The organism is Promicromonospora panici (assembly GCF_900608595.1).
GTDB classification, from domain to species: Bacteria; Actinomycetota; Actinomycetes; order Actinomycetales; family Cellulomonadaceae; genus Promicromonospora; species Promicromonospora panici.
In genome coordinates this window covers 264,408-282,941 of record NZ_UWYY01000006.1, presented here as the reverse complement: position 1 = coordinate 282,941, position 18,534 = coordinate 264,408, and the positions used below count along the sequence as shown (strand labels likewise).

Annotated in this window: 14 protein-coding genes and 1 pseudogene; 12 read left to right on the top strand and 3 right to left on the bottom strand. The window is 70.8% G+C overall.

The window, feature by feature from the left end; all coding sequences use genetic code 11:
- Nucleotides 1-57: 57 nt before the first annotated feature.
- The gene (locus EW117_RS09170; RefSeq protein ID WP_129785861.1) at nucleotides 58-1,413 is read right to left on the bottom strand and encodes a sulfatase family protein; all 1,356 of its coding nucleotides are present in this window, start codon (nucleotides 1,411-1,413) and stop codon (nucleotides 58-60) included.
- 55 nt (nucleotides 1,414-1,468) lie between these two features.
- Here EW117_RS09170 and EW117_RS09165 point away from each other — a divergent pair, with 55 nt between their 5' ends.
- The 9 genes and pseudogenes from EW117_RS09165 (at nucleotide 1,469) to EW117_RS09125 (ending at nucleotide 14,190) form a co-directional block, all read left to right on the top strand.
- Entirely contained in the window at nucleotides 1,469-1,909 is a 441-nt protein-coding gene (locus tag EW117_RS09165; protein WP_129785859.1) for an ArsR/SmtB family transcription factor, read from the top strand.
- A complete protein-coding gene (locus tag EW117_RS09160; protein WP_207211813.1) occupies nucleotides 1,906-3,813 on the top strand; it encodes a heavy metal translocating P-type ATPase in 1,908 nt (635 codons plus the stop codon). The genes EW117_RS09165 and EW117_RS09160 overlap by 4 nt, the downstream gene beginning before the upstream one ends.
- A gap of 48 nt (nucleotides 3,814-3,861) precedes the next feature.
- Nucleotides 3,862-5,553 carry an NAD(P)/FAD-dependent oxidoreductase gene (locus EW117_RS09155; RefSeq protein WP_129785857.1) on the top strand — a complete coding sequence of 564 codons (1,692 nt, stop codon included), beginning with the start codon at nucleotides 3,862-3,864 and terminating at the stop codon, nucleotides 5,551-5,553.
- A gap of 185 nt (nucleotides 5,554-5,738) precedes the next feature.
- Nucleotides 5,739-7,829, top strand: a complete 2,091-nt coding sequence (locus tag EW117_RS09150) for an MSCRAMM family protein (RefSeq protein WP_242504178.1) — start codon at nucleotides 5,739-5,741, stop codon at nucleotides 7,827-7,829.
- Between the two features lie 29 nt (nucleotides 7,830-7,858).
- Nucleotides 7,859-9,004 carry an N-methyl-L-tryptophan oxidase gene (solA, locus tag EW117_RS09145; protein WP_129785856.1) on the top strand — a complete coding sequence of 382 codons (1,146 nt, stop codon included), beginning with the start codon at nucleotides 7,859-7,861 and terminating at the stop codon, nucleotides 9,002-9,004.
- 78 nt (nucleotides 9,005-9,082) lie between these two features.
- Nucleotides 9,083-9,586, top strand: coding sequence for a hypothetical protein (locus EW117_RS09140; RefSeq protein WP_129785855.1), 504 nt, complete (start codon nucleotides 9,083-9,085; stop codon nucleotides 9,584-9,586).
- 27 nt (nucleotides 9,587-9,613) lie between these two features.
- Entirely contained in the window at nucleotides 9,614-10,753 is a 1,140-nt protein-coding gene (locus EW117_RS09135) for an FAD-dependent monooxygenase (RefSeq protein ID WP_129785854.1), read from the top strand.
- Nucleotides 10,754-11,056: 303 nt separating this feature from the next.
- Nucleotides 11,057-11,839: pseudogene (locus EW117_RS30775) on the top strand (GTP-binding protein); the annotation flags it as partial.
- Between the two features lie 1,187 nt (nucleotides 11,840-13,026).
- Nucleotides 13,027-14,190 (top strand): MFS transporter, encoded by a 1,164-nt coding sequence (locus tag EW117_RS09125; RefSeq protein WP_129785852.1) that lies wholly within the window; start codon nucleotides 13,027-13,029, stop codon nucleotides 14,188-14,190.
- A gap of 89 nt (nucleotides 14,191-14,279) precedes the next feature.
- On the opposite strand, the gene EW117_RS09120 is transcribed toward EW117_RS09125, so the two are convergent.
- Both EW117_RS09120 and EW117_RS09115 read right to left on the bottom strand, forming a co-directional pair.
- Nucleotides 14,280-15,146: an oxidoreductase gene (locus EW117_RS09120; RefSeq protein WP_129785850.1), complete on the bottom strand. Its 867-nt coding sequence runs from the start codon at nucleotides 15,144-15,146 to the stop codon at nucleotides 14,280-14,282.
- Nucleotides 15,143-15,895: an SDR family oxidoreductase gene (locus EW117_RS09115; protein WP_129785848.1), complete on the bottom strand. Its 753-nt coding sequence runs from the start codon at nucleotides 15,893-15,895 to the stop codon at nucleotides 15,143-15,145. Before EW117_RS09115 ends, EW117_RS09120 begins: the two co-directional genes overlap by 4 nt.
- Nucleotides 15,896-15,995: 100 nt before the next feature.
- Between EW117_RS09115 and EW117_RS09110 the strand changes: the two genes are divergently transcribed.
- The 3 genes from EW117_RS09110 (at nucleotide 15,996) to EW117_RS30885 (ending at nucleotide 18,496) form a co-directional block, all read left to right on the top strand.
- A complete protein-coding gene (locus tag EW117_RS09110) occupies nucleotides 15,996-16,823 on the top strand; it encodes a helix-turn-helix transcriptional regulator (protein ID WP_129785846.1) in 828 nt (275 codons plus the stop codon).
- Between the two features lie 205 nt (nucleotides 16,824-17,028).
- Nucleotides 17,029-17,547, top strand: coding sequence for a hypothetical protein (locus EW117_RS09105; RefSeq protein WP_129785844.1), 519 nt, complete (start codon nucleotides 17,029-17,031; stop codon nucleotides 17,545-17,547).
- Between the two features lie 595 nt (nucleotides 17,548-18,142).
- Nucleotides 18,143-18,496, top strand: a complete 354-nt coding sequence (locus tag EW117_RS30885; protein WP_479725109.1) for a DUF7957 family protein — start codon at nucleotides 18,143-18,145, stop codon at nucleotides 18,494-18,496.
- Nucleotides 18,497-18,534: the final 38 nt, after the last annotated feature.

Below are 18,534 nucleotides of genomic sequence, written 5' to 3'. Positions count from 1 at the left end.
CGATCATTGCGCCTAAAGCGGGCGTGTTATCGCAACGATCACGCCCACAACCAAAGTTCAGCCGCGCTGGACGAACTGCGGGTCGATGAGCGCCGTCCGCTTCACGCGGCCGGGGCGGACCGTCGGCGTCCTCCGTGCGGCCAGGATCGGGCCGTGCAGCGCCGGGTCGCCGGTTTCGCGCTGCCAGGTCGCGAGCCGCTCGGCGAGGTCCTTCTCCACCTCGGCGAGGGCCTCGTTCCCGGCGAGGTTGTCTCGCTCGAGCGGGTCGGCGTCGAGGTCGTAGAGCTCGACACGGGGCCGCGGGGCGGCGTCGTCCACCCCGATCGCCGAGCCCGAGCGGGCGATGTCGCCGGGGAGCGGGACGGCGGGCCGGTCCTCGTAGCTGACTATGTACTTGTACCGCTCGGTGCGCACGCAGCGGACGGGGTCGTACTGCCGCACGTCGTGCCAGTTCTTCTCCGCGTAGACCGCCTCGCGCCCCGGGCCACCCGGGCCGCCGCCTTCGGCACCGTCGACCAGCTCGGCGGCGAAGCTCGTGCCCTGGAGGTTCCCGGGCACGGGCGCGCCGACGAGCTCGAGCAGGGTCGGCACCACGTCCACGTGGCTCGTGAGCGTCCGGGTCCGCGGGCTCGGGCGTGTCGTTCCCGTGGGCATCCGGACGATCAGCGCGGTCTCGATCCCGGCGTCGTACAGCGTGGACTTGGCCCGCGGGAACGGCGCGCCGTGGTCCGTGGTGAAGATGACGATCGTGCTCTCGTCGAGCCCGAGCGCCGCGAGCCGGTCGAGGATCCGGCCGGTCGCCGCGTCGGCGTAGGTGACCGCGGCGCTGAAGCCGCGAAGGTCGTCGAGCGCCTCCTCGGTCTGCGCCAGGTAGGGCGGCACGTCGACGGCCAGGTCCGGCGACGTCGGGAACCGGTGCTTGGGGAACGGCCGGTGGGGCTCGAACATCCCGACCACCATCAGGAACGGGTCGTCCTGCGCGGCCAGCGTGGCCAGGCGGTCCACCGCGAGCTCGGCGACGGCGGGAGCCGCCTGCCGGTCCGCGTTGAGGTCGATGACCTCGTCGTAGCCGAGCGTCGTCGGGTCGGAGCTCTCGTGCTGCAGGCCGACGAGCACCGAGTGGTAACCGTGCCGCGAGAGCAGCATCGGCAGGGTGTGCTCGTTCGCGTGGTACTCCCAGCCCAGGTGCGCCAGGCCCATGAGGCCGTTGCTGTGCGGGTAGCGGCCCGTGAACAGGGAGCCGCGCGAGGGGGAGCAGAGCGGCGCGGTGGCGAACGACCGCTCGAAGACGACGCCGTCCTCGGCCAGGCGGTCGACGTTCGGCGTGCGCACGTGCTCGAGCCCGTACGCCCCGAGGTAGCGGCCGGTGTCGTGCCAGTGGACGAGGACGATGTTCGGCTTCGCGGAACCCATGGCAGGAATCTACTCGGGCGGGTTCTACCCTTCCCGCCTCTGCTAATATCTGCGCATGCGTGAAGATAAGCAGGGATGCACATTCGACGCGGAGAGCCAGTACGTGGACCTCGCCGCCGAGGTGTTCTCGCTCCTGTCGGACGCGACGCGGATCCGGATCATCCTGGCCCTGCGCGCCGGTGAGCTGCCGGTCAGCGAGCTCGCCGAGAGGGTCGGCAAGAGCCCCACCGTGGTGTCGCAGCACCTGGCGAAGCTCCGCTGGGGCAGGATCGTACGGGCCCGCCAGGAGGGCACACGGGTCTACTACAGCCTGATCGACGAGCACGCCCGCAGCCTCGTCACGCACGCGGTCTTCCAGGCCGAGCACGTGGTCGAGGGCATGCCGCCCCATCACCTCGACGAGTCCGGGGCGGTCCAGCCCGGTCCGGCCGGGGCCGGGACGGCGGAGCCCGAGCCGGCCGACGTCGTTGCCGAGACCCCGGCGCCGGCGTCGTGAGCGCGGCACCGGCCGTCGGTGTGCCGGCCGCCGCCGAGACCACCCCGGAACGGACCGAGATCTGGCGCCGGATCGACCGCGGCGACCTGGCCCGTACGCTGTTCGTCGCGGCCTGTGCGGTCCTGGTCGGGTTCGGGCTCACCGGTCCGTGGCCTGCCGTGCCGGTGATCGCCCTGGTGGGGCTGGTCGTGGGCTGCTGGCCGATCGTCGCCGAGGCGTGGGAGGACGTGCGGCACCGGCGGATGAGCATGGAGCTGTCCATGCTCATCGCGATCGCCGCGGCGGCGGCGATCGGCGAGTGGGTGACCTCGCTGGTCATCACCGCGTTCGTGCTCGCGGCGGAGATCCTCGAGGACCTGTCGATGGCCCGCGGCCGCGACGCGCTGACGGACCTGATGGCGTTCCTGCCCTCGGCGGTCCAGGTCCGCGACGGTGACGAGCTGCGCACGGTGCCGCTCGACGAGGTGCGCGCGGGCCAGACGGTCGTCGTCTCGCCCGGCGAGCGGGTGCCCGTCGACGGCACGGTGACCGCCGGGACGTCCAGCGTCGACCAGTCGCGGATCACCGGGGAGTCGATGCCGGTCGAGCTCGGCCCGGGCGGCCTCGCGTACGCGGGCGCGGTCAACCATCTCGGCGCGCTGGAGATTCACGCCGAGCGGGTGGGCGCGACGTCGTCCTACGGGCAGATCGTCGACGCCGTGCGCGCCGCCCAGTCCTCGGAGGCCCCGGTGCAGCGGCTCGCGGACCGCTTCGCCGGCTACCTCGTGTACCTCGCCCTGGGCGGCGCCGTCATCACCTACGTCGTCACCCGCGACGTGACGGCGACCATCTCGGTGGTCGTGGTGGCCGGCGCGTGCGGCATCGCGGCGGGCACCCCGCTGGCGGTCCTCGCGGCCATCGGGCGCGCGGCCCGCACGGGGGCGTTCATCAAGGACGGCGCGCACCTGGAGTCGCTGTCCGCCGTCGACACCGTCATCTTCGACAAGACCGGCACGCTCACCGAGGGGACGCCGGAGGTCACGGGCGCCCGTCCGGCCGGCGACGCCTCCGAGGACCAGCTGATGACCTGGGCGGCCACCGCCGAGCTGTACTCCGAGCACCCGCTCGGGCAGGCGATTGTCCGGGCCGCGCGCGAGCGCTCGCTGCCGCTGGGCACGCCCGAGACGTTCGAGTACGAGCCCGGCCGCGGGCTGTCGGCCCACGTCGACGGGCGCCTGGTCCAGGTGGGCAACGCGGCGCTCGTACCGGGTCCGGACGCCGGCGCCCCGGGCCCGGACGGCGAACCCGGCCGGCCGGGCACCACCGACGTGTACGTGGCGGTCGACGGCGCGTTCGTGGGCACCGTCCGGCTCTCCGACACGGTCCGCGACTCGGCCCGGCAGTGCGTGGCGGACCTGCACGCGATGGGTCTGCGGGTGGTGATGCTCACCGGCGACGGCCGGCCCACCGCGGACGCCGTTGCCGCCGACCTCGGCATCGACGAGGTGCGCGCGGAGCTGCTGCCCGAGCAGAAGCTGGCCGCCATCGACGCCGAGCGTGCGGCGGGCCGCAAGGTCGCCATGGTGGGCGACGGCGTCAACGACGCACCGGCCCTGGCCCGCGCCGACGCCGGTATCGCGATGGGCAGCGGCACCCACGTCGCGCGCGAGAGCGCCGACATCGTGCTCATCAGCTCGGACCTGGCGGACCTGACCAGGACCCTGCTCATCGCCCGCCGGGCGCGGCGGATCGTGCTGACCAACTTCGTCGGCACGGTGGCGGTGGACGTGGTCGGCATCGTGCTCGCCGCGTTCGGCCTGCTCGGCCCCGTGCTCGCCGCGCTCGTGCACGTGGGCAGCGAGACGGCCTTCATCCTGAACTCCGCGCGCCTCGTCCCCGGACGGTCCGGAGGACGGCGCGGATAGCCCGGATTCCCCCGCCCGGCGCGGTGGCCACCGTCTACGCTGAGCGCCATGGACGACAGGCCAGTCATCCTCCTGGTCGTCGGCGAGCACGCCGACGTCGTCGAGCAGGAGTTCCGCGCCCGGTACGACCGTGACTACCGGATCGAGGCCGCCACCGGTTTCTCGGCGGGCCTGGACCGTGCGCGGGACCTCGTGGCCGAGGGCGCGCCGATCGCGATGGTCGCGGCGGAGCACCTCCTGGACGAGGGCACGTCGATCGAGTTCCTGCACCACGTGCCCGCCATCGTCGCGACGGCGCGGCGCGTGGCGCTCGTCTGGTTCGACGACTTCGCCGACGCCATCGACGACCTGCGCGCGGCGGCGCTGCGGCGGGACATGGACACGTTCGTCCTCATCCCGCGCGGCCCGCGCGACGAGGAGTTCCACACCGCGCTGATCGAGCTCTTGTCGGAGTGGGGCTGGTCGGTCGGACGGCCGCTGGTGACCGTGACGGACCTGGTCGCCGAGCCCGGCGACCGGGGCGCGGCGGCGGTCCGGGACCTCCTGGAGCGCCTGGGCTTCCCGTACCGTCCGCTCGGACCTGGCGCCGACGAGGCGCAGGAGATCGTCGAGGCCGCCGGGGTCGGCGCGGAGCTGCCCCTCGTCCGGACCTTCACCGGCCGGGTGCTGTCGGCGGCGACGCCCGCCGCGGTCACCGAGGCCATCTACGGCGGGTTCGACTCGATCCCCGAGGGTGTGATCGCGGATGTCGCCATCGTCGGCGGTGGGCCGGCGGGTCTCGCGGCGGCGGTCTACGCGGCGTCCGAGGGGCTGGCCACGGTCATGCTGGAACGGGACGCCATCGGCGGCCAGGCCGGGTCGAGCTCGATGATCCGCAACTACCTCGGCTTCCCACGCGGGATCTCGGGCATGCGGCTCGCGCAGCGCTCCCGCATCCAGGCCGGCCGGTTCGGCGCGCGTTTCTTCACCGGGCGCCCGGTGAACCGGATCGAACCGGGCCCGGCGAACGAGCCGGAGCACCAGCACGTGCACGTCGCCGGCGCCCAGATGTGCGCCCGCACCGTCGTCATCGCGACCGGGGTGAAGTATCGGCGCCTGGGCGTGCGCGGTGTCGACGACCTCGTGGGCGCCGGCGTCTACTACGGCGCGGCGACGTCGATGGCGCGCGAGATGCAGGACCGCGACGTCTACGTCGTCGGTGGCGGCAACTCGGCGGGCCAGGCCGCCGTCCACCTCGCCAAGTTCGCGGGCGCGGTGACGATAGTGGTCCGGCGTGCAAGCCTCGCCGAGACGATGTCCGCCTACCTGGTGCGCGAGATCGACGCGACGCCGAACATCCAGGTGTGGACCCGGACCGTCGTCGCGGACGGCGGCGGGGACGGCCGGCTGCAGTGGCTGCGCCTCGAGAACCTGGACACCGGCGAGCCGTTCAAGACGCTCGCCGACGGCCTGTTCTGCCTGCTGGGCGCCGAGCCCGACTGCTCGTGGCTGCCCGACGGCGTGGCCCTCGACGAGCGGGGGTTTGTGCTCACGGGCCGCGACGTGCCGCGCGAGGCGTGGGTCGACGGCCACCCGCCGGCCAGCCTCGAGACGACGGTGCCGGGCATCTTCGCGGTCGGCGACGTGCGCGCCGGGTCCATGAAGCGGGTCGCGTCGGCGAGCGGCGAGGGCGCGAGTGTTCTCCCCCTCGTCCACGCCCACCTGGCCCGTATCCGCGCCCGCGAGTTCGAGCCCCGTTGAGTGCGGGATCTTCGCCCCTGCGACAGCGCTGAAAGGGCGGATATCCAGCACTCAGTGATCGGTCTGGCGGAGCCGTGCCAGCTCGACGCCGATGGCGGCCATGCCCTTGGCCAGTGCCCGCAGCGGTATGCGCACAACCAAGCGCCCTCGCGCGGTTCCGCCGGTTCTCTCTTACCGTTTCGAACGTGAAGCGCACCCCAGGGGGCTTGGGCGCACTCGCGGCTGCTGTGCTGGTCGCGATCGCCGCCGTCGTTCCAGCGATCTCGGCGTCGGCAGAGATGAGCCCCGGATGGGCCGACTGGGATTCCTTGACCGGGTCGGCGGGCGACTGGTCGACCACCATGCGGCTCCCGGCCGGCGGCTTCCCAGCCGCGACGGTGACCTCCGACTCGAGGGGCGGCGTCGGCGTGATCTCCGGCGCGTCCTCCCGACTCAGCGCGGCGACGCCGCCGGGCGGGCTCTACGGGTCGAGCCGCGGCCAGCAGTACCTCAACCTGCGCCCCCAGGCCGACCGGCCGACGTCGCCGTCGACCACGACGTACTCGTTCGAGCGCCCCACGCCATCGGGCGGCTGGACCTTCGTGCTCGGCGACATCGACGCGGACCGTGCGGTCGTGACGGCCCGGTCGGCGGACGGCCGGCTGCTCACGGGCGCGGAGCTCGGCTGGCAAGGCGGGTTCAACTACTGCGCGGTCGACGGGTCGCCGTCCTGCACGGGTGAGCCGGACGACGTGCCGACCTGGAACCCGGCGACGGGCGAGCTGATCGGCAACGTCCGGGCGGCAGACGCGTCGGGCGCCGCCGGCTGGTTCCGGCCCACCACGCCGATCACCAGCCTGACCGTCGAGTTCTACCAGCGCAGCGGGTCCCCGGTGTATCAGACGTGGTTCGCCTCCCTGGCGCGGGACGTCGCCGGGACCGTCAGCCTCGTCGACGAGACCGGGGCACCGCAGGGCGTGCTCCCCGGCGCCGCGCTGACACTCTTCGGCCCGGACGGCACCGAGCTGGACACCACGACGTCGGACGAGAGCGGCCAGTACATCTTCTCCGGCTCCGGCTACACCGCGGCGTCCGGCTACCGGGTGGAGCTGACGACCCTGCCGGACGCCGACGACGAGCACCCGTACGGGCTCGTGCCCCACGGCGAGCGCGTGGTCGGCGAGGTGGACCTCAGCGACGCGGACGCCACCGGCGTCGACTTCGCCGCACGCGACATCCGGCCGGTCGCCGTGAGCGGCACGGTCCTGACCGACGACGGAGCCCCCGTCGACGGCGCGACCGTCACGCTCGCGCCGGCCGGGGGCGGCGCGCCGCTCACCGCAGTGACGAGCTCGCAGGGCGAGTACCTGCTCGACGGCGTCCGGTGGAACACCGTGACCGTGCAGCCCCGGGACCACACCTTCTTGCTCAGCGACCTGCCCGAGGGGTACACCACGGCCGCGACGCCGGACGGCATCACCATCGAGGTCGGCCAGGAGGAGCCCAGCACCGGCAACGACTTCGTCGTCCGGGCACCCGCTGCGCTCTCCGGCACGGTGACCGCCGGGGGCGAGCCGGTCGCCGGAGTCGTCGTGCGCCTGGGCGGCCCGGGCGGGACCCTCAGCACGACGACGGCCGCCGATGGCACCTACGCCTTCGACGACGTGCCCCCGGGTGACCACACCGTGCGGATCACCGTCGCGGACGGTCACCAGGCCGACGGGCCGGAGACGCGCGACGTCACGGTCGGCGTCGAGGACGTGACCGGCGTCGACTTCGCCCTGTCGCACCCCGGCTCGATCGGTGGCACGGTGACCGACGCGGGCGACCCGGTGCCGGCCGCGACGGTCACCGTGACCGGCCCCGACACCACGGCCACGCTCGTCACCGACGCCGCAGGCGGGTACTACACCGGCGACCTGCCCCCGGGCGACTACGCGATCGAGCTCACCGTGCCCGAGGGATACGCCGCGGACGACACCAAGCGTTCGGTCGCCTTGACCAGAGCCGGGGAGAACTGGCTGGAGGAGGACTTCGCGATCGACGCGCTGCTCGCGCCCAGCCCGAGCCCGACGCCTACCCCGAGCGCAACCCCGACGACCACACCGGGCCCGATGCCGTCACCCGGCCCGGGCGGGAGCGGGCCCACCGACCAGGGCAGCCTGGCCGCCACCGGCGCGACGATCGGTTCCATCTCGCTCGCCGCGGCCGTCCTGGTGGCCCTCGGTATCGCGACGGTCCGGGCGTCCCGGCGTCCGGCAGCCGCGACGGCCGGAGATGCGAACGCCGACGGTTGATGTGGGTGGCGTCGGGTAGAAAGGTCCGCATGGAAACCATCACCTCGGACGTCGTTGTCGTCGGTCTCGGTGGGTTCGGCAGCGCCGCGCTCTGGCGCCTCGCCGAGCGGGGCGTCGACGTGACCGGGATCGACCGCTTCGACGTCGGGCACAACCTCGGGTCATCGCACGGTGTGACGCGGCTGTTCCGGGTCGCCTGCATGGAGCACCCCGGCCTGGCCGCTGTGGCGCGCAAGTCCCTGGAGCTGTGGACGGGCCTGGGGGAGCGGTACGGCGAGACGTACGTCGAGCAGATCGGGTGCCTGAGCGTGGGCCGCCCGGGCTCGCGTCCCGTCCAGGGCACGACGACGGCGGCCGACGCCGCGGGGATCGGCGTGGCGCACCTGACCCACGACGAGCTCGTCGAGCGCTACCCGCAGTTCGCGGGCTACGCCGACGACGCCGTCGGCGTGCTCGACCCCGAGGGTGGCCTCTGTTTCCCCGAGCGCAACGTCCGGGCGCAGGTGCGCGCGGCCGCCGAGGCCGGAGCGCGGGTGTACCCGGGCACGCGGGTGGCGTCGGTGGAGCTGGTGGACGGCGGCGTGCGCGTGGTGACGCCGACCGTCGTCTTCGAGGCCGCGCAGGCCGTGGTCGCCGCCGGGGCGTGGAACCCGAAGCTCCTGCCCGGCCTGCCGCTGCGGCCGCGCCGCACCCCGCTGTACTGGTTCGCACCCCGGGCGGACGCCACCCAGTCGTTCGACCTGTCGGCCTTCCCGTCGTTCATCTACGAGCTCGGCGACGGCCGGAGCCTGTGGGGCCACGGGAGCGGCGACGGCTTCCACATCAAGATCGGTCTGGGCGACCACGGCTCGGACTACACCGACCCCGACGAGCTCGACCGCTACATCCACCCGCGGATCGACGTCGACCGGCTCGCGGACGCCGTCGGGACGGCGTTCCCGCAGGTGGACCCGGTACCGGTCAAGGCGATCCCGTGCATGATCACCGATTCGCCGGACGAGCAGTTCCTCGTCGGCCGGCCGGACGGCGACCCGCGCCTGGTCGTGGCCGGCGGCGACAGCGGTCACGGGTTCAAGCATGCGGCGGGCGTCGGTGAGCTGCTGACCCAGATCGCCGTGGGGGAGCAGACCTACGGAGACATCGGCTTCCTGGATCCCACCCGTTTTGCGGTATAGGTCACATTTTCGTGGGGTGAAACCGCCACAGGCCGAATGTGGCGCGGAGCACCCCCTGGCATGCGGAAAGATGCGCGCATGAGGTTCGAGTATTTCGCAGTCCCGGACGACGAGACAGCGGCCCTGACCATCGACGGCGGCGAGATCGACGGAAGCGTGTCATCCCACGTCGTCGACCCCGCCTCGGTGCTTGGCCAGCTGGAGCGGTTGCTGGGCGGCCCGGTCGGGGACGACGGCCTGCGCAGCGCACAGCTCGTCGCCGAGAGCCCGGACGGCGCCCGGCTCGTGATCCGGCTGTCCAACCACCTGGTGTCCCTGTTCGGCATGGTGCGGCCGACGACGCTGGACGACGTCGTGCGGCACTGGTCGCTGTCGCGGCGGTTCCGCCGCGCCGATCCGGAGGACCTGAACGCCTTCGCCGCCGGCCTGCACGAGCTGTGCAAGGGCACCGGGACACGCGTCTACTGCCGGGCGACGGCGGACGAGAGCGAGCTGGCGGCCGCCATGGCGCCGGCCGGCGGGGTCGAGGCCGGTGCCGACGCGAACCCGGACGAGCCGAGGCCGCTGCCCCGGCGTCGCTGACGCTCCCTGACATCGAAAGGCAGTCGTATGTCCCGGCCACGTGGCGGCGGTTCCGCCGAACCCTCTGGGCAGTCCGGCGGCGGGCGGAAACTGCTGGTCGTCGGCGCGGGTGTGGCCGGCCTCGCCGTCGTGCGGGTGCTGCGCGCCTGGGGCGCGGAGATCGAGGTGGTCGAGCGGACCGCCACGCCCGACGTCGGCGGAGCGGGCATCTTTCTGCCGGCCAACGCGGCGCGCGGCCTGCGGGCACTCGGGCTCGAGGACGCCGTCGTGGGCTCGGCCGTGCGGATCGAGCGGCAACGTGTGGCCGACCACAGCGGCCGCGTGCTCTACGAGGTGGGCACCGGGGACCTGTGGCAGGGCATCGCGCCGACTGTCGCGACCCATCGCGCGGCCCTGCACGGCGCCCTGCTCGACGGCGCCGAGGACGTCAAGATCCGGTGGAGCACCAGCCCGGAGTCGGTGGTCCCGGACGGTCCGGGCGTGGACGTCACGTTCGACGACGGCTCCACCGGCCGCTACGACCTGGTCATCGGCGCCGACGGCGCGCACTCGACCGTGCGCCGCCTGGCGTTCGGCGACGTCGGCCTGCGGGCCTCGGGCCTGCATGCCTGGCGTCTGCTCGCCCCGCGCGGCGACCTCGAGCCGGTGTGGTCGGTCCGGCTCGGCCGCGGGGCGTCGTTCCTGACCTTTCCGATCAGCCCGGACCTGGCCTACTACTACTGCGACGTGAGCGCGGACGACGCCGACGCCGGCCTGGCAGGGCTCGTCGCCAGGTTCGCGGCGCCGGTCTCGGAGCTGGCCGCTGCTGCCACCGTGGCGCACAGCGGGCCGATCGAGGAGGTCTCGCTCGACTCGTGGAGCTGCGGGAACGTGCTGCTCATGGGCGATGCGGCCCACGCCACCACGCCGAACATGGCGCAGGGCGCTGCGATGGCCTTCGAGGACGCCCTGGTGCTGGCCGACACCCTCGGCTCGGCGGCCTCGATCCCCGCCGCGCTGCGTCAGTACGAACAGCGCAGGCGGCCGCGCATCGAGCGGGTGCAACAGCAGACCCGCCGCCGCGACCGCACACGCGGTATGCACCCGGCCGTACGCGACGTCCTGCTGCGCACCGTCGGCAAGCGGCTGTTCCACGCGAACTACCGGGGTCTGCACGCGGAACCCTGACCGGGTCGACGACCCTTCCTGACCCGTGTTCAGCAGGCTCAGAGGGGCCGGAATCCTCGAGATTACGGTCCCGCTCAGCCTGCTGAACACGGGTCAGTCCGTCTTGCCGTGGGATCGGCGAGCCAGCTCCGTGCCGTCCTGCCAGGTCTACAGCCGCCGCTCGCGCGGAATTGCGTTGACAGTGCCGGATGGCCTCTTGGAACATCGCGTCTGACAAGTCGTTCCGCGATCAGCCGACAGAAACGGACCCCATCATGCGCGAATTCGTGTGCCCCGCCATCGCCGACCTGCACACGAGGAGCCATGAACCGTCCGCACTCCGCAGTCCCTGTACGCCATGACACTGCCGCTGCCGGCGCGTCGCCCGGCGCCCGGCGGCTCAATCTGGGCGTGGTCGCCCACGTCGACGCCGGTAAGACCAGCCTGACCGAGGCACTGCTGCACGTCGGTGGTGCCATCGAACAGGCCGGCCGGGTTGATGACGGCACGACTCAGACCGACACCCTGTCCCTGGAGCGGCGACGGGGCATCACGATCCGCTCTGCCGTCGCGACGTTCGAGATCGATGACGTCACCGTCAACCTTGTCGACACTCCGGGCCACCCCGACTTCATCGCCGAGGTCGACCGCTCATTGGCGGTCCTCGACGGCGCGGTCCTGGTGCTGTCCGCCGTGGAAGGCGTGCAGGCCCAGACCATCGTGCTGTATCGGGCGCTGCACCGCCTGGGCATCCCCGTGGTCTTCTTCGTCAACAAGATCGACAGGGCCGGTGCCGCGCCCGAGACGGTCCTCGAGGGGATTCGGAGGCGTCTGAGCACGGCTCTCGTACCGCTCGGGCACGTGCACAACCCCGGAACGGCCGCAGCAGAGACCGCTCCGTGCACGTGGGACGACCCCACCGAGGCCGAGCGTCTGACAGGGCTGATCGCGGATCACGACGAGGATCTGCTCAAGGACTGGCTCGCCCGGGATCGCCCCGTTGAACCGCAGCGGCTCCGCGCGACCCTCGGACGCCTCACGCGTGCCGGTACCGTCCATCCGGTGCTGTTCGGTTCGGCCAGGACCGGTGCCGGCGTCCGGTCTCTGATCGGTTCCGTCACCGAACTTCTGCCCGTAGCCCCCGGCGACGACCATGCCCCGGTGGCGGCGCAGGTGTTCAAGGTCGAACGGCCACCAGGAGGGCAGCGGGTCTGTACGGTGCGGATGCGTGCCGGAACGCTCGGCGTCCGCGGTCGGGTGTCGCTCGGTGGTGACCGGTCGGCGACCGTGACAGCCGTGGAGGTTTTCGAACCCGGCGGTACCGTCCAGCGCCCTTGCGCGACGGCCGGCCAGATCGCGCGCGTCCGGGGCCTCGACGGCGCTCGGATCGGAGACTGGATCGGCTCCCGCCCGGCCGCCACCGCCGCGCCAACGGCGCTGCCGGAACCGGGCTTCGAGACCAGGGTGGTTGCCCGTGATCCCGCTCGGCAGGGCGAGGTGCACCAGGCTCTCACCGAGCTCGCCGACATCGATCCGCTCATCGCCCTGCGGCCCGAGCGCGGTGCTGCACGGATTCGGATCTACGGCGAAGTGCAGCAGGAGGTCCTGGCCGACACGCTGGCAGCCGAGTACGGCATCGACGTCGACTTCCGCGACACCGGCGTGGTCTGCATCGAACGGCCGTCGGGAACCGGCAGTGCCGCGCTGCGCATGGGAGAAGCCGGCCACCTGTACAACTACACCCTCGCAGTGACCGTCGAACCGGCCGTGCCCGGCGCTGGTGCAGAGCTCGTCATCACCGCGGACCGGGCAACGCTACCCCTGCACGTTTACGGCAATGTCGACGGATACCGGGCCGCGATCCAGGAGTACCTCCGCGAACCCTTGGCGGTCGGCCCGCACGGGTGGCAGGTGGCCGACATACGAGTCACGGTCACCGACAGCGACTATCCTCCGGCGGGCCCGCGCGCCGTAGACGTCCGACGCACGACCGACCTGGTCGTCCGCGAAGCACTCAGGCGGGCGGGCACGGCTGTCTGCGAGCCCATCGACCGGTTCGTGCTCGAAGCGCCTGCGGACGAGCTGTCCCCTGTGCTCGTTCTGCTAGGCCGTCACGGCGCCGTCCCCGAGGCCCTCCAAACCTCCGGGACCATCGCAGTGATCACCGGAACCCTGCGGAAAGCACAGGTGAACGCGGTACGTGCGGGGTTGTACGGCGCGGCTCACGGAGAGGGCGTCCTCGAATCCGCCCCGGACCACTACCGACCCGTGCGCACCACCGGCAGGAGGCGGCAGTGAAGCCCCCGGCGCGCCGGGGTTCCGCACACCGCGGTTCGCAACGGCTCGCGCGCCGGTTCCTGGTCTGGAACTTTCTTCGGGCTGTGCTGCACAACGGCTGGTGGCTCGTCACCAGCTTGTACATGGCGGTCGATGCGGGTCTGTCCCCGGCACAGCTCCTTGTCATCGCCGCCGCACAGGGCGTGGCGAGCACCATCTTCGAGATTCCGGCCGGGGTGCTGTCCGACACCATCGGCCGCAAGTCGGCGATCGTCACCTCACACGTACTCATGGCCGCCGCCATGATCACGACCGGATTGTCCTCCGATTTCCTGCCGCTGATGCTGGCGCAGGTGCTGTGGGGAATCTCCTGGACATTCGCCAGCGGATCGGACGTGGCGTGGGCAACGGACGAGATCAACCAGCCCGAGCGCATGCATCTGCTGATCGCCGCCCAGGGGCGGTGGCAGATGATCGGAGCAGGGGCTGGCATCGTCGTCTTCGGCGCGTTCGCGACGATCCTCGACCGACCGGCCGCCATCGTCGGCGCGGGCGTTCTGATGCTCGTGCTTGGAGCATGGTTCACCGCGGCTGTTCCCGAGAACAACTTCGTCCGGGTGCGCAAGGACCACCTCCGCGTCGCGCTTGGCATCGCCCGTAGGGGAGCGCGGCTCGCGGTTACCGACCGCACCGTATGTGTCCTGGTTGTCGTCACGGTCCTGGTGAACGGCGCGGGTGATTCGTTTGCTCGGATCTATCCGGTGCGGCTGTCCAGCCTCGGTCTTCCTTCGGGCACGTCCGGCACGGTGTGGTTCACCGCCATCTCCTTGGCCGGCTACGCGCTCGCGGTTCTCGCCCTTGCCGTCGCCCAGAATCGGCTCCATGACGATCGCGGGGCCCGCACAGCATTGGCCCTCTCATGCGTCACGGGACTGATCAGCTTCGCGCTGGTCGGATTGGCGCCGAACCTCACAGGCGCCATCGTGGGCGTCGTCATCGCGAACGGCATCGCCATGCCGTTGATTCGGACGATCACCACGATCTGGGTCAATCGCCGCACAACGAACGACATTCGAGCCACGACCCATTCCTTCTTGGCACAAGCCGAGTACATCGGCGAGATTGTCTGTGCTTCCAGCCTGCCGCGGTCTCGGGAGCAGTGGGGTCGGGAACCACGGTGACCCTGGCCGCCTCGCTCCTCGCGGTGAGCGCAGGAGTGCTCGTATTGGCCAGGGTCCGAGGCACAGGCCCGACTTCCGTGGCGGATACCTCACCCGCCAGCGGGAGCACCTTGTGAGGTCTCGCCGTGCGAAAGCCGGGCCAGGTCCGCGCCGTCCCGCCAGGTCTGGAGGCGGCGCTCGTAGATCCCGGTGACGATCTGCTGGGCCTGCGCGCCGAACAGGGCGCGCAGCGGCGGGTGCTCGCTGTCCACGACCTCCAGCAGCGCGGCGGCGGCCGCGGCGGGGGAGCCGGGTGCCTGCGCGCCCCGGCGTCGGGCAGCGGCCTCACGGACGAAGTCGTAGGTCTCCGAGGGCGCGGAGGTGCGGGCGGACGGCCCCGCCCAGTCGGTGTCGAAGCCGCCGGGCTCCACGAGGGTCACGTGGATGCCCAGCGGCTCGACCTCGATCGCCAGCGACTCGCTGATGGCCTCCAGGGCCCACTTCGAGGCGTGGTACGCGCCGAGGTTGGCGAAGGCACCGACGCCGCCGATGCTCGACATCTGCACCACGTGCCCGCTGCCCTGCCCGCGCAGGATCGGCAGGGCTGCCCGAGTCACCCATATCGCACCGAAGAAGTTCGTCTCGAGCTGGGCGCGCAGCTCCGCCTCGGTGACCTCCTCGACGGCGCCGAAGTGTCCGTACCCGGCATTGTTGACGACGACGTCGATCCGCCCGAACCGTTCGTGCGCCTGCCGGACGGCGGCCTCGTCGGCGGCGCGGTCGGTGACGTCGAGCTGGAGCGGCAGGAGCCGGTCGCCGTGCTCCGCCACGAGATCGTCGAGCGCCGAGAGGGAGCGGGCGGTGGCGGCCACGCGGTCGCCGCGGCGCAGGGCCGCGCGGGCGAACTCGCGGCCGAAGCCGCGGGATGCGCCGGTGATGAACCAGACCTTGGGCCGTCCGGTGGTCCCCGCGTTCATCGCTGGGCCGCCGGGCGGACGATGATCTCGTTCACGTCGACGTCGGCCGGCTGGTCGAGGGCGAACGAGATGGCGCGGGCTATCGCGTCGGCGGGGATGAGGTTGCGGCGGAAGGTCTTCATGTAGGTCTGCGCCCCGGGGTCGGAGATGTGCTCGGCCAGCTCGCTCTCGACCGTGCCGGGCGTGATCGTGGTGGTGCGGATGCTCGGGTCGGCCTCCATGCGGAGACCCTCGGTGATCGCCCAGGCCGCGAACTTGGTGGCGGAGTACACGGCGGACGTCGGATACACCTCGTGCGCGCCGACCGACGCGACCGTCACGACGTGCCCGCCGCCCTGCCGCGCGAAGTGCGGCAGCACCGCGGCGATCCCGTGCAGCAGTCCCTTGACGTTGACGTCGATCATCTGGTCCCACTCGTCCACGAGGAGCGCGTCGAGCCTGGACAGCGGCATGATCCCGGCGTTGTTCACGATGACGTCGATGCGCCCGTGCTCCTCGACGACCTCGTCGACGACGTCGCGGACGGCGTCGCGGTCGGTCACGTCGAGGCGCTGGGCGGTGGCCTGGCCGCCGTCGGCCTTGATCTTTTCTGTCAGTGCCTGGAGGCGGTCCGTGCGGCGGGCGCCGAGGACGACCTGGTGGCCCTCCGCCGCCAGGCGGAGCGCGGTGGCCTCGCCGATGCCGCTGCTGGCGCCGGTGACGAGGACGACCTTGGCGGTCTGGGTGTTCGTGTCTGCTTTGGTTGTCATGGCTCCAGGCTGCGGTGCCGTACGGAGCCCAGGAAGGACGCGGTCTTCCTGGGTGCCACACACCCTGGATACGCCCGGCGGGACGAGTACGGTCGAAGGCATGACCTCATCACCGCTCGGCGACTACCTGCGCAGCAGGCGGGCCCAGCTGACGCCGGAGGCGCTCGGCCTGCCCGTGTACGGGAGGCGCCGCGTCGTCGGCCTGCGGCGTGAAGAAGTGGCGATGCTGACCGGCGTCAGTGTGGACTACTACGTCCGGCTGGAGCAGGGGCGCGAGGTGAGCCCGTCACCGCAGGTGCTGGACTCGCTCGGCGAGGTGCTGCGCCTGGACCACGACGGCCGGCAGCACCTGTACCGGCTGGCCGGCCTGAGCCCGCGGCCGGAGCCGCCGGTGCCGGTCGAGGAGGCGGACGCGTCGCTGCTGGAGCTCATGCTCTCGTGGCGGGACAGCCCGGCGATCGTGCTCGGGCGGGCGTTCGACGTGCTCGCGGCCAATCCGCTCGGCGAGGCGCTGTTCGGGGGTTTTCCGTTCTCGCGGAACCTGACGCGTGCGACGTTCCTCGACCCGGGCGCGCGGACCTTCTACCCGGACTGGCACCTGGTCGCGGAGAACACGGTCGCCGGGCTCCGCCTGGCCGACGGGCTGACGCCGGGCGATCCCGCCATCCGGGGCGTGGTCGACGAGCTGCGCGTGAAGAGCCCGGACTTCGTGACGATGTGGGACCAGCACGACGCGCGGGGGAAGCGGCTGACCTCGAAGCGGTTCCTGCATCCCGAGGTCGGTCACATGGAGCTGCGCGTGCACGTATTCGACGTGCGTGGGGCGCCAGGGCAGGAGCTCGTGGTTTATCACGCGACGCCGGGTTCGCCGGCGGCGGAGGCGCTGTCGTTGCTGGGGACGATCGCGGCTACGCGGGCGGTGGGCTGAGAGCGGTCGCATCCGTTGGGTCGGTCGCGTTGCCAAAGTTGTCCAACGGCACCGTATGACAAGCACATCGCCGCACCACCAGGTCATTCACCTGCTTCGGTACTGGCGCGAACTGTGTAGGGCCTGGTTCGATCCATGCCAGTTCGCGAGAACGGTCTTGGCTCTCGGTCTCTCGTGAAACCTAGTGAGGTTGGGGAGGATCGTGATGCCGAAACGTTCTGGTTGGCTCGTTGTGGCGATCGCCCTTCTCGGGATACTCGCCGGGTGCTCTTCGTATTCGGAGTTGGCGCAGATCCGAAGTGAGCTCATAGCGCTCGGGTTCGACGATGCCGGCGTGCACGTACGCCACTTCGAAGGCACGAAGCGGTCGGAGGACAGGGTCGAGGTGGTTCTGGTCGGTGATCCCATGGACGACGATGCCGCGCGGGAAGGTGCCGCCACATTGATCTGGAATGAGTTGCCGGTGCGGTTCGATACGCTGCTCATCGAGTATCAGGACGAGGTGACGGTCGCCTCGTATGCGGAGCTGGAAGCGCAGCTCGGGCCGCGGTCCGCAGGCATGGATGATCAGTCCATCATCGCGCTTCTTGGTGCTGAGATCGGCGCTTTCTTCGCCGCGCTCGGGACAATTCTCGTCGTGGCCATGGTGCCGATATCTGTGCTGGTCAGGCGGAGTCGTCGACGGCGACGACGCGAGAACCGTGAGCCATGGGCTAGCGCGTGATCGGGAATAAGAATGCGTGAATCAAACCTTGACGGACGTAGTTGGGGATGCCCGTGCATCCCGTGATCTTTATTGCAGCTACGGCATAGATTGCTGCCGGAATTCTCAGCCTGCTATTCAATCAGAGAAATGATCGCTGGTTCGAACCGAAGGGGGATCGGCCGATTCCGCGTGGTTTTCGAGAGACAATGGATTCCGCGTTCGGCAAGCCGAATGTGGGTCGAACGGCAATGAAGGTCGGGATAGGATTTCTGATCATGGGTTGTTTGATGATGTATTTTTGGGCCGGTTGTCTCGTGAGCCTGAACAGATTGACGCAGTATCGCGCTGTTCAATGATGCTGGCCAGCACCTTTTCAGATCAAGGGTAGGGCTCCGACATGGAGTGGGAATATGATGGGATCGTACTGCTCATCGGCCTTACTGGGGTGGTCTTCGTCGGTGGAGCGGTCGTGGTTGTCGCTCTCGCGGTTTATTGGTTGATGAAGCGCGCAGAGCGAAAGCGCGGGCGTGGTCAATGACGTTGCGGTCGACGCCCTTCAATTTCCGCTGCTACCAAACACCCCCTCAAGGTTTGGCAAGGAAGTGCCGCTTCAATGACGACTAGAACCCATTTCTCCTTGGAGGACGGCGATCTGCGCATTTCGCGTGATCTCCCTCCTCTTGAGTGGAGGGGCCGACCTGATGGATTACCAGTCGTGGAGGTGGAAGTATTGCCTGACCATAACTCGTCCATTGTGCTTCTCGATCCTCCTGTGGGCGAGGGAGAGGTTCGCAACCTAGTGAAGATTGGATCTGGCTCGGACATTCTCTGGCGTGCTGAGTTGCCTGACGGTGGACCTAATGACTGCTTCGTGGGATTTACGCTGACGAGCGACGGCGACGTAATGGCCTCAACCTGGAGTGGGTACCGGGTCCGCCTCTCTGGTAAATCTGGAAGACTCGGGTAGCACTTTCGTCAAATGAGTGTGGCGGGAGGCGCCGTCCG